Here is a 12,217-nt window from a genome sequence, read left to right as displayed (position 1 = left end):
CGGCCCAATGAAAGCCTCCATCCTGTTAGCCGCCGGGCTGCTGCTGGTGTCTGCCGTACACGCCGAGGAGCGGCTGCCGGAGCTGCCCCGGCTAGCCATCGACCCCGACGACATCGGCGTGATCGGTATCTCCTCGGGCGGCTACATGGCCACCCAACTGGCCGTTGCCTGGCCGGAACGCTTCAAGGGCGTGGCGGTACTTGCTGCGGGCCCGTGGAGCTGCGCCCAGGGCGGTCTGGGTCAGGCGCTCGGCCAGTGCATGGCGACGCGGCGAGGGCCACCCGACCTTGCCGGCTTGAACGTGCGCCTGCGCGACTACCAGGCCCGCGGGCTGGTGGGAGAAGCCGCCGAGCTAGCCACGCTGCGCGCCTTCGTCTGGCATGGTGAAGCGGACAGCGTGGTAGATCCCTCACTCGGCGTGGCACTGGCCGAGCAGATGACCGGCTGGTTGGCTGACCCGGACGCCCAACTGCGGGTGGTGCAATCGCCGGGAGTCGGTCATGGCTGGCCCATCGAGGGCAACGAGCTAATTCCACCCAGCCAGTTGGCCCAATGCCGGGCTGGAGGCGGTACTCATCTGCTGGCTTGTGGCATTGACATCTCAGGCGAGGCCTTGACCTGGCTGCATGGCCCGCTGGAGCCACCCGTGGATAGAGCGACGGGAAGGCTATTGCGTTTCGACCAGTCTCCCTTTGCAGCTCGCGGCCTGGGCGATGCCGGCTACGTGTTCATTCCGGAGGGCTGTGAGTCGGGAGGCTGCAGCCTCACGCTGGCACTGCATGGCTGCGGCATGGCCGACGAGCAGGTCAAGGAGGCCTTCATTCTGCATAGCGGGCTCAACGAGTGGGCGGAAAGCAACCGCCGCGTCGTGCTCTACCCCCAGGCAACCACCAGCCTTGCCAACCCCCAGGGCTGCTGGGACTGGTGGGGGTTCACCGAGAGCACCTGGCAGCTCGACCCGTTGCACGACACCCGGGAAGGCGTTCAGGTACAGGCCCTGATGACCATGGTCGAGCGCCTCGAGGAGACACCGGAGGAGTAAGCGGAAAGCGCTGAAGAGGCAGAGGCTGCTCGAGCCCGGCGCGGCAAGCTGCCTTATCCGCCGAGTTCTTGTTCCAGCGCCGAGCGCAGCGGGTGCGGCGTCGGCGAGTAGAGCACCCGCTGAAGTATCGTGCCTTCGCGATCGACCAGGTAGAGCGAGGAGCTGTGGTCGATGGTGTAGGCCATCGCCGAGTCGGGAGTCTCCACCCGACGCCAGATCACGCCATAGCGGTCGGCCAGCTCTTCCAATTGCTCCTGGCTGCCGGTGGCACCGATGAAGTCGTCGCCGAAATAGCCTACGTACTCGCTGAGACGTTCCAGCGTATCGCGCTCGGGGTCCACCGACACCAGCACCGGAACCACTCGGCGCCGCTGCTCATCATCCAGCCCCTGCATCACCTGGCGCATGACCGCCATGCTCATCGGGCACACGTCCGGGCAGTAGGTGTAGCCAAAGAACAGCACGGCCACCTGGTCCTCCTCGAGCTGGGTCAGGGAGAAATCGCCCTGGGTCGAGGGCAGTTCAACCGGCCCGCCGCGCGGGCTGCCGTCATCGGCTTGCTGCAGCTGCTGGTAGCCGAACAGTCCACCGACAACCACCACGACGATCAATGCCCCCAGTGCCACCCATATACGCTGCCCTTTCATGGCAAACTCCGCTCCACCGTGAAATCGAATCGGCTTCCCAACCGGCCTTCAGGGGTTTCCACCACCACCTGTGCCTGCCAGGGCATGACCGACTCGGTGCAGATCGGCACCTGGCCAATCCCCTCGAAACGACCGTTATCCTGCTTGTTCAAGGGGAAGCGATGCAAGCCCATATCCATGTCGCGCCCCACGAAATCGACGCTGGCCGACCGCGCCTCGACGCCATCCACGCGTACCGTCAACGGCAGGCGCTCGAGCGCATGGATGCCCTGGGGAGCGTCGACGCTCAAGGTGAGCATGCGCCCTTCGCCAAGGCTGGCGCTGCAGGCGGCCTGGCGTAGGTCGCAGGGCAGTGTGGCGAGATACCAATCGACGTCCGAGCCACCGCGCACCAGGTGCGAGAGCAGATACCACAACGCCACGCTGAGGGTCAGCAGGGTGGCCAGCATCATCAGGCGTAGTCCCGGAAAGCGGGGCTCGCCAGCATCGGGCAGGGTGGGCGAAGACATGGCGGCGAAAGCGGCACTTCCTTGGACGGCAATAGGCGGTAAGCTTAACAGCATTTGCCTCCCGGCCTGACGTGTACCGTTGTCGCAGGGTTTAACGGTTGCACCGGCCACCTGACATTCAAGGATACTGAGATGGAAGGCGTTACCAATGCGCTGGGGCCCCTGTTTCTGCTGATACTGCTCGGCGCTGCCCTGGGACGTCTACGCCAGCCGAACGGTGAGTTCTGGGCGCAGCTCGAAAAGGTCATCTATTTCCTGCTCTTCCCCGCCATGCTGGTCGCCACCCTGGCGACCGCCAACGTGGGCGAAGTACCGGTGGTCCGCCTGGCCCTCGCCCTGCTCGGCGGCATGCTGGCCTTCGCGGGGCTGCTGTGGGCCACACAGCGTCGCCTGGGCCTCGAGCCCGCCGCCTTCACCTCGGTGTTCCAGGGCGCGCTGCGCTTCAACACCTATGTAGGAGTCGCCGGTGCCGCCGCACTGCATGGCTCGGCCGGCGCCACGGTGGCAGCGGTTGCCGTGGCGCTGATGGTCCCAGTGGTCAACGTGCTGTGCGTGGCCAGCTTCATTGCCGCCGGCACCCTGGGCCCTTCCAGCCTGGGCAAGAGCCTGGCGGCGCTGGTACGCAATCCCTTGATCCTGGCCTGCCTGGCTGGCATCGGCCTCAACCTCACCGGCATCGGTCTGCCCGGCTGGAGCGGGGCGACCGTGGAGCTACTCGGGCGGGCCGCCCTGCCGCTGGGCCTGGTCGCGGTTGGCGTAGCCCTGCGCCCACAGGCATTGCTGAGAGTCGACCGTGGAGTGTGGGCCTCCAATCTGGTCAAGCTCGTGCTGATGCCCGCCCTGGTGTTCGGCGTGGCGCTTCTGCTCGGGCTGGATGCCGTCAGTCGCGACGTGGCGCTACTGTTCGCCGCCCTGCCCACCGCCACCTCGGCCTATATCCTGGCGCGTCAGCTGGGCGGCGATTCCGAGCTGATGGCCGCCCTGATCACCGGCCAGACCCTGCTCGCCATGCTCACTCTACCCGTATGGCTTCACTTGGCAGGAAGCTGAAATAAAAAACATTCGCATTCGTGTTGACATCGATAATGAGAATGGATTACATTGAATGCGTGGTGTTGATGAGGCATCACGGCCATTAGGGGAACCGCCAGTTTCCCGCTATGGTTTCTCCCCCTCATTGCTAGTCACGGTCTTGCCTGCGCCCTCCCTGAGGGCGCTTTTTTTGTTCCTTCATATGCTCCTCTTCATTCACTAGAGGCTATCCACCGACGTTGCCGCTTCTCTCAGGACGCGCCAGCACCGCGCCAGGGCCCGCGATGGGTCAGGCGGTCGCGCAGCAGGTGGGCCATCGCTTCTGCCGCCGGCTGGGAGGCGGGGGCGATATGCGGGGCGAAATGGAGCCTCGCCTCGCAGCGTTTCAGCGGGGGCATATCCTCCGCGGGGCCCAGTTCGCGCATGGCTCCGGTCAGCCGTTCACGGTCGAGTACGCTGATCGCCAGGCCCATTTCCACCGCCTTCTCGACGGCGTGGATGCTGGTGCTGGTAAAGACCGCATGCCAGGGCCGGCCGATCGCTTCGAGCGCCTCGATGGCCAGGGCCCGATAGGGGCAATCCACCTCGTGGAGCGCCAGGGGAAGGCGTGGCCTGTCGCTCAGGTCGCCGACCCGGGGGCCGGCCCACACCGGCGAGGTATGCCACAGCACCTCGCCGCCCGGCAGCGGGTTGGGGCGATCCAGCAGCACCGACAGCGTCAGCTGGGAGCGGCTCAACTGTCGGGCCAACTCACCACTGGTGGCAGTCACGATCTCGAGCAGGACATCGGGGTGGTGCGCCATGAACTCCGGCAGCACGCTGCCCAGTAGCTCCCGCGCATAATCTTCCGGCAAGCCCAGGCGCAGCTTGCCCCCCAGGCCGCGCCCGGTGAAGCGCGAGAGCATGCCGTCATGCAGTCGCAAAAGCTCGCGGGACTCCAGCAGCAAGGCCTCGCCTACGGCCGTGGGCTTCACGCCCCGGGAGCCCCGCTCGAGCAGCCGAGACCCCAGCACCTCCTCGAGGCGCTTGATCTGCATACTGATGGCGCCAACGGTTCGATGGCGCTGCTGTGCCGCGGCGGCCAGCGACCCCAGTTGGGCGGCCGCCTGAAAGCTGCGCAACAGCTCCAGGTCCAGCGCCGCAGACGAGACTTCAGACATATTGAATGCTCACTCGAATAGTTATCGATTTATTGAAATCCATTTCTCCCCCATGCTCAAGGCCATTCACCAGGAGGGAGGAGAAATGCGAGCGTCATGGGTTTCACCGCTTATCGCCATGGGCTTCGTGGTGTGCTGGAGTTCCGGATTCGTCGGAGGCAGGTTGGCGACCGAGGCCGATACGCCCGTGCTGTCGCTGTTCGCCTGGCGTTTTCTGCTGGCGAGCCTGCTGGTCGCGCTCTGGTGGCGACTGGTCGGCGATGTCCGACTGGCCCAGCGCGATGTGGTGCGGGAAATGGCCGTCGGCAGCCTGACCATGGGCGGCTACCTGCTGGGGGTGATACTGGCGCTCGAGCAGGGCGTCAGCACCGGAGTGACCGCCCTGATCACGGCGCTGCAGCCGCTGCTCGCCGCAGCGCTTGCAGGGCCTTGGCTCGGTGAACGTCTGTCGGCCCGGGGCTGGGCAGGCATGGCCATCGCCACGCTGGGTGTATTGCTCTATGTGGTAAATGATATCGAGCATGGCGGCGGCAGTGCGCCGCTGTGGGCCTATGCGCTGCCGCTGGGTTCGGTAGTGGCCGTGACTCTCGGCAGCCTGCTCGCCGTTCGCTGGGCGACCGCCATGCCGCTGGCGGCGACCCTGATGGTACAGCTGTTCGCCGCCACCGGGATATTCACCCTGGCGGCAATGATCGTGGCGGGTGGCGCGCCGGCCCTGCCCACCGATCGGCTCAGCATCTCGGCGATCGGCTGGCTGGTGATGCTTTCCAGCCTGGGGGGATACGGCTTCTTCGTCGCGAGCCTGCGCCGGCTCGGCGTGACCCTGACCTCATCGCTGATCTACCTTACCCCCGCGGTGACCCTGCTCTGGGCAGCGGCCATGTTCGGCGAGCAGCCGAGTGCCCAGGGCATCGCCGGCATGGCGATCGCCATCGCCGGCGCGGGCCTGGCTATGCGCAGCGTCGATACAGCAGGTCCCAGACCCCGTGCCCCAATCGCTCGCCACGAACCTCGAACTTCGTGAGCGGGCGAAACGACGGCCGGGGGACGTAGGGCGCGGTCTCCGGCGAAGCGGTGTTGGCATAGCCGGGAGCGGCCTCCATCACCTCGGCCATCCACTCGGCGTAGGCCTGCCAGTCGGTAGCCATGTGCAGCGTGCCGCCCATCTTCAGGCGCGTGCGGATCAGCTCGACGAAGGCGGGCTGGACGATGCGCCGCTTGTGGTGCTTCTTCTTCGGCCAGGGGTCGGGGAAGAACAGCTGCAGCGTATCGAGGCTCGCTTCCGGCAGGCACTGCTCAAGCACCGCCAGGGCATCTTCGCGATAGACTCGGATGTTGCTCAGGCCGCGCTTGTCCGCCTCGTCGAGCAGTTTGCCTACGCCCGGCGCGTGCACCTCGATGCCGATGAAGTCGGTGTCGGGATGCGTCTCGGCCTGCTCGATCAGCGAGGCGCCCATGCCGAAGCCGATCTCCACCACCCGCGGGGCATGGCGACCGAACAGGGCATCGAGGTCCTGGCGTCCGTCGGCCAGGGTCAGGCCCAGCCGCGGCCAGACCTCCTCGAGGCCACGGGTCTGGGCCTGGGTCATACGACCGGCACGTAGCACGTAGCTCTTGATACCGCGACGATGCAGCGGGGCGTCCGGCCCCTCCGGGCCGGTGGTGGTATCGTGTTGCGGATCACTCATGGAATTCGCTGCTGCTCCGGTGGTTCAGCCGTTGATGCGGCCGGCAAAGGGCGTGGAGGGGTCGGCGCTCTGGCGACGCGGCATACGCCCGGCGAGGAAGGCCTCGCGACCGGCCTCGACGGCTTTCTTCATGGCGCTGGCCATCAGCACCGGCTGGCGCGCGTGGGCGATGGCGGAGTTCATCAGCACACCGTCGCAGCCCAGCTCCATGGCCATGGCGGCATCGGAAGCGGTGCCGATGCCGGCGTCCACCAGCACCGGCACGCTGGCCTGCTCGATGATCAGGCGGATGTTGTGCGGGTTCTGGATGCCATGGCCGGAGCCGATCAGCGAGCCCAGCGGCATGATCGCGCAGCAACCCAGGCGCTCGAGCTCACGCGCCACGATGGGGTCGTCGCTGGTGTAGACCATGACGTCGAAGCCGTCGGCAAGCAGCTCCTCGGCCGCCTTCAGGGTTTCGGTCACGTTGGGGTAGAGGGTCGAGTCGTCGCCCAGCACTTCCAGCTTGACCAGCTTGTGGCCGTCGAGCAGCTCGCGCGCCAGCTTGCAGGTGCGCACGGCATCCTTGGCCGTATAGCAGCCGGCGGTATTGGGCAGCAGGGTGAAGCGTTCCGGCGGCACCACGTCGAGCAGGTTAGGCTGCCCGGCCTCCTGGCCAAGGTTGGTGCGGCGCACGGCGAAAGTGACCACCTCGGCGCCCGAGGCAGCGATGGCGTCGGCCGTCTCGTCGAAGTCCTTGTACTTGCCGGTGCCGACCAGCAGGCGGGAAGTGAAGGCATGGCCGGCAATCTGCAGCGGCTGATCCTGGAAGAAGTCTGTCATCGCATGAGCCTGTGTCTGTAGCGGAGTCTGAGTCGGGCAACGGTCGGGCGAAGGCGCCTCTAGCCGCCGCCGATGGCGTGGACGATCTCGATACGGTCGCCGTCGGTCAGGGGCGTGGTGCCGTGCTCGCTCTTCGGCACGATCTCCTCGTTGCGCTCGACGGCGATGCGCCGTCCGTTCAGGCCAAGGCTGTCGATCAATTGCGCCACCGTGAGGCCGGGGGCAAGGTCGCGGGCCTCACCGTTGAGCTGGATCTGCATGGCGTCCTCTCTACGTTGACGAGTGTCGCGGGCCGATATTGTAGCCCCTTAGCGCCCCCCGCGGTACGGTAGGCGGCAATCCCTTGTCCAGGAGCAACACAATATGCTCGATCGCGGGTGGTGGTGCCTGGTGGCGCTCTCGGGCGCCTTGGCGGTGATGGGGGGCGCCTTCGCCGCCCACGCCTTGCAGGGCCAGTTGCCCGAAAGGCTGCTCGCCGCCTTCGAGACCGGCGTGCGTTACCAGATGTGGCATACCCTGGCGATGCTCGCCGTGCTGGCCTGGCGCGCCTCGCGACCCTTGCGCGGCCAGCACCTCGTGCTCTGCCTTTGGACAGCAGGAGTGCTGCTGTTCTCCGGCTCTCTCTATGCGCTGGCGCTGACGGGGCTGCGCGGCCTGGGAATGATCACGCCATTCGGCGGCGTGTTGATGATCGCTGGCTGGCTGGCGCTTGCCGTCTGCGTTCTGCGCGCCAGGCCCGATGCTCAGTCGTCCGAGTCGGGAATGGCGTAGGTGGCGGTAACGTGCGCCACCGGGCGCTCGTCGCCGGCGGAGAAGAGGTGCACCTCGCCCACCGCCAGGCGTCGGCCCAGCTTGATCACGCGGGCGTTGGCGATGAGGTCGCGATCGCCACGGGCGCGGCGCAGGAAGTGGCAGTTGAGATCGGTGGTGACGGCCATCGGCTCGGGGCCGATCTGGGCCAGGATCGCCACGTAGAGGCAGACGTCCGCCAGGCCCATCATGGTGGGCCCCGAGACGCAGGAGCCGGGCCGCAGGTGTTCGTCCTCGATGGCCAGGCTCATGGTCGCCCGCATGTCGTCAACCGCCTCGATGGTGCCGGCACGCTGGGGGAAGACCTCGTCGAGAAAATCCTCGATGGCGGCGGCGGTCATCACGGTCATCGGGCGGCTCCTGNAACCGCCTCGATGGTGCCGGCACGCTGGGGGAAGACCTCGTCGAGAAAATCCTCGATGGCGGCGGCGGTCATCACGGTCATCGGGCGGCTCCTGTGGGCTGTGCGAGGTTGTGGCAATAACGCAGCCAACATAACCCAAAGCGCCCCGGGCGGGTACCCGGGGCGCTACGTTGAGCTCAAGTCTCAGCCTGTGCTCAGCTCACCTTGGCCTTGTGCACGGCACGCCACTGGTGCAGCAGCGGCTCGGTGTAGCCGGAGGGCTGCACACGGCCCTTGAAGATCAGGTCGCTGGCGGCCTTGAACGCGCTAGAAGCCTCGAAGTCGGCGCTCATCGCGGTGTAGGCGGGGTCGCCGGCGTTCTGCTCATCGACCACCCTGGCCATGCGCTCCAGCGTCTTCTGCACGCGCTCGGCGTCGACTACACCGTGGTGCAGCCAGTTGGCGATGTGCTGGCTGGAGATACGCAGCGTGGCGCGATCCTCCATCAGGCCCACGTCGTGGATATCTGGCACCTTGGAGCAGCCCACACCGTGTTCGACCCAGCGCACCACGTAGCCGAGGATGCCCTGGCAGTTGTTGTCGAGCTCCTGCTGCAGCTCCGCATCGGACCACCCGGCCTTTTCGGCCACCGGCACGGTGAGCAGGTCATCCAACAGGTCGGGCTCGCCCTTGGCCTCCAGCTCGCGCTGGATCTCTGCGACGTCGACCTGGTGGTAGTGCAGCGCGTGCAGCGCGGCGGCGGTGGGTGAAGGCACCCAGGCGGTGTTGGCACCGGCCTTGGGGTGGCCGATCTTCTGCTCGAGCATGGCCGCCATCAGGTCGGGCATGGCCCACATGCCCTTGCCGATCTGAGCACGGCCGCGCAGGCCACAGGCCAGGCCGACCTGGACGTTGTTGCGCTCGTAGGCCGTGATCCAGGCAGAGTTCTTCATGTCGCCCTTGCGGATCATCGGGCCCGCTTCCATGGCAGTGTGCATCTCGTCGCCGGTACGGTCGAGGAAGCCGGTGTTGATGAACACTACCCGCGAGGCGGCCTCGGCAATACACGCCTTGAGGTTGACCGAGGTGCGGCGCTCCTCGTCCATGATGCCCATCTTGAGCGTGTCACGGGCGAGGCCGAGCAGGTCCTCGATGCGGCCGAACAGCTCGTTGGAGAAGGCGACCTCCTTCGGCCCGTGCATCTTCGGCTTGACGATGTAGACCGAGCCGCTGCGCGAGTTGCGCGCATCTCCTTCGCCTTTCTTCAGGTCGTGCATGGCCAGCAGGCTGGTGACGATGCCGTCGAGGATGCCTTCGGGCAGCTCGTTGCCGTCGGCATCGAGCACCGCCGGGGTAGTCATCAGGTGGCCGACGTTACGCACGAACATCAGCGAGCGGCCAGGCAGGGTCAGGCTACCGCCGTTCGGCGTGGTGTAGTGGCGATCTTCGTTGAGGCGACGAGTGAAGGTCTTGCCGCCCTTTTCGATGGCTTCCTCCAGATCGCCCCTCATCAGGCCCAGCCAGTTTTCATAGACGCCGACCTTGTCCTCGGCATCGACCGCCGCCACGGAGTCTTCGCAATCCATGATCGCGGTGAGCGCGGCTTCGACCAGCAGGTCCTTGACGCCGGCCGGGTCGGTCTGGCCGATCGGATGGCTGGGGTCGATCTGGATCTCGAGGTGCAGATCGTTGTTGGTCAGCAGGATCGCCTCGGGGCTTGCCGCCTCGCCGCGGTAGCCGATCAGCTTGCCCGGCTCCTTGAGGCCGGCCTCGCGACCACCCTCGAGGGTCGCCACCAGACGGCCGTCACGCAGCGCATACTTGACGGCATCACGGTGGGAGCCGGTAGCCAGCGGCGCGGCCAGGTCGAGTACACCACGGGCATAGGCGATGACCTTCTCACCGCGCTTGGGGTTATAGCCGCTACCCTTCTCGGCGCCGTCCGCCTCGGAGATGGCATCGGTACCGTAGAGCGCGTCGTAGAGGCTGCCCCAGCGGGCGTTGGCGGCATTCAGCGCATAGCGGGCGTTGCTCACCGGCACCACCAGCTGTGGGCCAGCCTGGGTGGAAACTTCACGGTCGACGTTGGCGGTGGATACCGTGACCTGTGAAGGCGCTTCCACCAGATAGCCGATTTCCTCGAGGAAGGCGCGATAGACGCTCATGTCCCGGACCGGGCCAGGGTTCTCGCGGTGCCAGGTGTCCAACTGCTCCTGCAGGCGCTCCCGCTCGGCGAGCAATTCACGATTTTTTGGTGTCAGATCATGAAAGATGGCATCGACCCCGGCCCAGAAGCGCTCGGCATCCAGGCCGGTCCCGGGAAGCGCCTGGTCGTTGATGAAGCGGTCCAGTTCAGCGGCCACCTGGAGACGATGGCGTGTGACACGTTCGGACATGGGAAGTCTCCTCCTGCGTGGCGGCCGATGACATGCTCTCGGCCAGCCGCAATTCGTGGGGGTGATACCACTGCGAGGCGCCAATTTTGTGGAAAACTGTTCCATATGTAAACCCGAAGGTAGGGCTACCCTACTAGACATAGGGTTAAGACCCGTTATTTTGACCATATGGTCAGAAAAAGTGTGGCTTATCACAGTGATAGCTCACCCAATAGCATGGCCGGTGGGTAAACTTGCTGCACGCTTGTGTGCTGCTGCAGACGAATGGATTCGAGGGGACAATGTCTTGACCCGAGGGAAAACGCCATGACCGACTTCACCCCCCTGCAGGCTCTGGGGCCGATCGCCCCCTTCCGCGCCGAGGGAGAGCCCTCGCTTACCGGTTACCTGGCCCACTACGGCCTCGCCCCGCTGCTCACCGAGCAGGTCGGCCTCTACGTTGGCTATGTGGACACACAGCGCTACCAACTGTGGACCCAGGTGTGGAGCCCGACGGAGCCGATCGGCACGGCATTCGTGGTGCATGGCTACTACGACCACCTCGGTCTCTATCGTCACCTGCTGGAACGGCTGCTGGAACGACGCTGGCGGGTGGTGTTGTGGGATCTACCGGGGCATGGCCTGTCCAGTGGCAAGCGTGCCTGTATCGACGACTTCGCGCACTACGGCGAATGCCTGCACGCCCTGCAGGAACAGTTGGATGCCGGGGGACTGGCCCCGCGGCCATGGCTCGGCATCGGTCAGAGCACTGGCGCAGCCATTCTCGCCACCGATGCCTTGAGCCGGCCCGGCGAAGGGCACTGGTCGGGCCTCGCCCTGCTCGCGCCCTTGGTGCGCCCCGTCGGCTGGCCCCAGGCAGGATGGCTGCATACGCTTGTGGGCCCTTTCGTCGAGACCCTGCCGCGCCGCTTCGGGGCGAACTCCACCGATGCCGAGTTCGCAGCCTTCCTGCGCGAACACGACCCGCTGCAGCCGGAACACCTCTCGCTCAACTGGGTCAGTGCCATGCGCCGCTGGATGCCTCAGTTGCTTGCCCTGCCCCCGTGCGACATTCCCACCCTGATCCTGCAAGGGGAGCAGGACCTCACCGTCGACTGGGAGTGGAACCTGGCGGTGCTGGAGGGCAAGTTTCCCAACGCTCGCATTCAGCGTCATCCGGATGCTCGCCACCATCTCGTCAACGAGGCCGAGCCCATTCGCGCCGCCCTGTTCACCTCCCTCGACGCTTTCGTTGCCGAGCTGGAACAAGGCTTTGCTTCGGCCAATCAGGAGCGCCTCTACCGATGCTGAGACGTATCGCACTGCTCTTGTCGTTCGCCCTGCTCGCCGGATGTGCTGCCCAGCCCCCCGAGCCCGATCCCATTCGTCGCGCGCTGCAGAACCTGAGCGACCGTGCCGTCGCCAGGGTGATGGACGTGGACGCCCTGCAGCCACCGCAGGACCAGGTACTGCTGCTGGTATCGCCGGCGGTGGACGCCAGCCTGGAGATCGGCAGCGAACGCTTCCTGGAGAGCCTTACGCGCGCCCTGCTGGGTGCAAGCGACAGCCCCCAGGTGATCGACTGGCGCCCCGCCATGAGCGGCGAAGGAGGCGACCACCAGTGGCGCATGGAGAGCCGCCTGGAAGCCACCGCGCCACGCCTGCAGCTGACCGACCGCGACCTGCTGCCCTACCGCCTGACCCTGTCGCTCTATCGTCCCGACGCGGAGAGCGCGCTGTGGGAGACCGAGATCGAGGGCGCCTTCGACGCCACGGCGTTGTAGGAGCG

Annotated in this window: 14 protein-coding genes; 6 read left to right on the top strand and 8 right to left on the bottom strand. The window is 66.2% G+C overall.

The annotated features are described in order from the left end of the window. The first annotated feature begins 7 nt into the window (after positions 1-7). Entirely contained in the window at positions 8-1,042 is a 1,035-nt protein-coding gene (locus tag SPH52_RS14115; protein WP_411795663.1) for a prolyl oligopeptidase family serine peptidase, read from the top strand. 53 nt (positions 1,043-1,095) lie between these two features. On the opposite strand, the gene SPH52_RS14110 is transcribed toward SPH52_RS14115, so the two are convergent. Then, positions 1,096-1,689, bottom strand: coding sequence for an SCO family protein (locus tag SPH52_RS14110; protein ID WP_411795662.1), 594 nt, complete (start codon positions 1,687-1,689; stop codon positions 1,096-1,098). Further along, the gene (locus tag SPH52_RS14105; protein WP_411795661.1) at positions 1,686-2,252 is read right to left on the bottom strand and encodes a hypothetical protein; all 567 of its coding nucleotides are present in this window, start codon (positions 2,250-2,252) and stop codon (positions 1,686-1,688) included. The genes SPH52_RS14110 and SPH52_RS14105 overlap by 4 nt, the downstream gene beginning before the upstream one ends. Positions 2,253-2,330: 78 nt before the next feature. On the opposite strand from SPH52_RS14105, the gene SPH52_RS14100 reads away from it, so the two are divergent. Further along, a complete protein-coding gene (locus tag SPH52_RS14100; protein WP_411795660.1) occupies positions 2,331-3,248 on the top strand; it encodes an AEC family transporter in 918 nt (305 codons plus the stop codon). Between the two features lie 233 nt (positions 3,249-3,481). Here the strand turns inward: SPH52_RS14100 and SPH52_RS14095 are convergent, their stop codons facing one another. Next, positions 3,482-4,390 carry a LysR family transcriptional regulator gene (locus SPH52_RS14095; RefSeq protein WP_411795659.1) on the bottom strand — a complete coding sequence of 303 codons (909 nt, stop codon included), beginning with the start codon at positions 4,388-4,390 and terminating at the stop codon, positions 3,482-3,484. Positions 4,391-4,475: 85 nt separating this feature from the next. Here SPH52_RS14095 and SPH52_RS14090 point away from each other — a divergent pair, with 85 nt between their 5' ends. Beyond that, entirely contained in the window at positions 4,476-5,414 is a 939-nt protein-coding gene (locus tag SPH52_RS14090) for a DMT family transporter (RefSeq protein ID WP_411795658.1), read from the top strand. Here SPH52_RS14090 and trmB read toward each other — a convergent pair. Genes trmB through thiS form a run of 3 tightly spaced genes read right to left on the bottom strand, consistent with a single transcriptional unit; the run spans position 5,341 to position 7,160 of the window. Beyond that, positions 5,341-6,078 carry a tRNA (guanosine(46)-N7)-methyltransferase TrmB gene (trmB, locus tag SPH52_RS14085; protein WP_411795657.1) on the bottom strand — a complete coding sequence of 246 codons (738 nt, stop codon included), beginning with the start codon at positions 6,076-6,078 and terminating at the stop codon, positions 5,341-5,343. The genes SPH52_RS14090 and trmB overlap by 74 nt on opposite strands. A 24-nt stretch (positions 6,079-6,102) precedes the next feature. Further along, the gene (locus tag SPH52_RS14080; RefSeq protein WP_411795656.1) at positions 6,103-6,900 is read right to left on the bottom strand and encodes a thiazole synthase; all 798 of its coding nucleotides are present in this window, start codon (positions 6,898-6,900) and stop codon (positions 6,103-6,105) included. Between the two features lie 59 nt (positions 6,901-6,959). Beyond that, positions 6,960-7,160, bottom strand: coding sequence for a sulfur carrier protein ThiS (thiS, locus tag SPH52_RS14075; protein ID WP_411795655.1), 201 nt, complete (start codon positions 7,158-7,160; stop codon positions 6,960-6,962). 103 nt (positions 7,161-7,263) lie between these two features. Here thiS and SPH52_RS14070 point away from each other — a divergent pair, with 103 nt between their 5' ends. After that, the gene (locus tag SPH52_RS14070) at positions 7,264-7,671 is read left to right on the top strand and encodes a DUF423 domain-containing protein (RefSeq protein ID WP_411795654.1); all 408 of its coding nucleotides are present in this window, start codon (positions 7,264-7,266) and stop codon (positions 7,669-7,671) included. Here the strand turns inward: SPH52_RS14070 and SPH52_RS14065 are convergent. Both SPH52_RS14065 and SPH52_RS14060 read right to left on the bottom strand, forming a co-directional pair. Beyond that, a complete protein-coding gene (locus SPH52_RS14065) occupies positions 7,644-8,060 on the bottom strand; it encodes a PaaI family thioesterase (RefSeq protein ID WP_411795653.1) in 417 nt (138 codons plus the stop codon). The two genes, SPH52_RS14070 and SPH52_RS14065, sit on opposite strands and share 28 nt — an antisense overlap. 208 nt (positions 8,061-8,268) lie before the next feature. Further along, positions 8,269-10,449: a malate synthase G gene (locus tag SPH52_RS14060; RefSeq protein ID WP_411795652.1), complete on the bottom strand. Its 2,181-nt coding sequence runs from the start codon at positions 10,447-10,449 to the stop codon at positions 8,269-8,271. Positions 10,450-10,755: 306 nt separating this feature from the next. On the opposite strand from SPH52_RS14060, the gene SPH52_RS14055 reads away from it, so the two are divergent. Together SPH52_RS14055 and SPH52_RS14050 are read left to right on the top strand one after the other, a co-directional pair. Continuing rightward, positions 10,756-11,739 (top strand): alpha/beta hydrolase, encoded by a 984-nt coding sequence (locus tag SPH52_RS14055; RefSeq protein WP_411795651.1) that lies wholly within the window; start codon positions 10,756-10,758, stop codon positions 11,737-11,739. Then, positions 11,733-12,212 carry a hypothetical protein gene (locus SPH52_RS14050; protein ID WP_411795650.1) on the top strand — a complete coding sequence of 160 codons (480 nt, stop codon included), beginning with the start codon at positions 11,733-11,735 and terminating at the stop codon, positions 12,210-12,212. The genes SPH52_RS14055 and SPH52_RS14050 overlap by 7 nt, the downstream gene beginning before the upstream one ends. Positions 12,213-12,217: the final 5 nt, after the last annotated feature.

The organism is Halomonas sp. A29 (genome assembly GCF_046723295.1).
GTDB lineage: Bacteria > Pseudomonadota > Gammaproteobacteria > Pseudomonadales > Halomonadaceae > Halomonas.
This window is presented reverse-complemented; position numbering and strand designations above follow the sequence as displayed.

What these genes read in the sequence shown, in the direction of transcription:
- SPH52_RS14115 (WP_411795663.1), top strand. Translation starts at nt 8, where the DNA reads ATGAAAGCCTCCATCCTGTTAGCCGCCGGGCTGCTGCTGGTGTCTGCC.
- SPH52_RS14110 (WP_411795662.1), bottom strand. Translation starts at nt 1,689, where the DNA reads ATGAAAGGGCAGCGTATATGGGTGGCACTGGGGGCATTGATCGTCGTG.
- SPH52_RS14105 (WP_411795661.1), bottom strand. Translation starts at nt 2,252, where the DNA reads ATGCTGTTAAGCTTACCGCCTATTGCCGTCCAAGGAAGTGCCGCTTTC.
- SPH52_RS14100 (WP_411795660.1), top strand. Translation starts at nt 2,331, where the DNA reads ATGGAAGGCGTTACCAATGCGCTGGGGCCCCTGTTTCTGCTGATACTG.
- SPH52_RS14095 (WP_411795659.1), bottom strand. Translation starts at nt 4,390, where the DNA reads ATGTCTGAAGTCTCGTCTGCGGCGCTGGACCTGGAGCTGTTGCGCAGC.
- SPH52_RS14090 (WP_411795658.1), top strand. Translation starts at nt 4,476, where the DNA reads ATGCGAGCGTCATGGGTTTCACCGCTTATCGCCATGGGCTTCGTGGTG.
- trmB (WP_411795657.1), bottom strand. Translation starts at nt 6,078, where the DNA reads ATGAGTGATCCGCAACACGATACCACCACCGGCCCGGAGGGGCCGGAC.
- SPH52_RS14080 (WP_411795656.1), bottom strand. Translation starts at nt 6,900, where the DNA reads ATGACAGACTTCTTCCAGGATCAGCCGCTGCAGATTGCCGGCCATGCC.
- thiS (WP_411795655.1), bottom strand. Translation starts at nt 7,160, where the DNA reads ATGCAGATCCAGCTCAACGGTGAGGCCCGCGACCTTGCCCCCGGCCTC.
- SPH52_RS14070 (WP_411795654.1), top strand. Translation starts at nt 7,264, where the DNA reads ATGCTCGATCGCGGGTGGTGGTGCCTGGTGGCGCTCTCGGGCGCCTTG.
- SPH52_RS14065 (WP_411795653.1), bottom strand. Translation starts at nt 8,060, where the DNA reads ATGACCGTGATGACCGCCGCCGCCATCGAGGATTTTCTCGACGAGGTC.
- SPH52_RS14060 (WP_411795652.1), bottom strand. Translation starts at nt 10,449, where the DNA reads ATGTCCGAACGTGTCACACGCCATCGTCTCCAGGTGGCCGCTGAACTG.
- SPH52_RS14055 (WP_411795651.1), top strand. Translation starts at nt 10,756, where the DNA reads ATGACCGACTTCACCCCCCTGCAGGCTCTGGGGCCGATCGCCCCCTTC.
- SPH52_RS14050 (WP_411795650.1), top strand. Translation starts at nt 11,733, where the DNA reads ATGCTGAGACGTATCGCACTGCTCTTGTCGTTCGCCCTGCTCGCCGGA.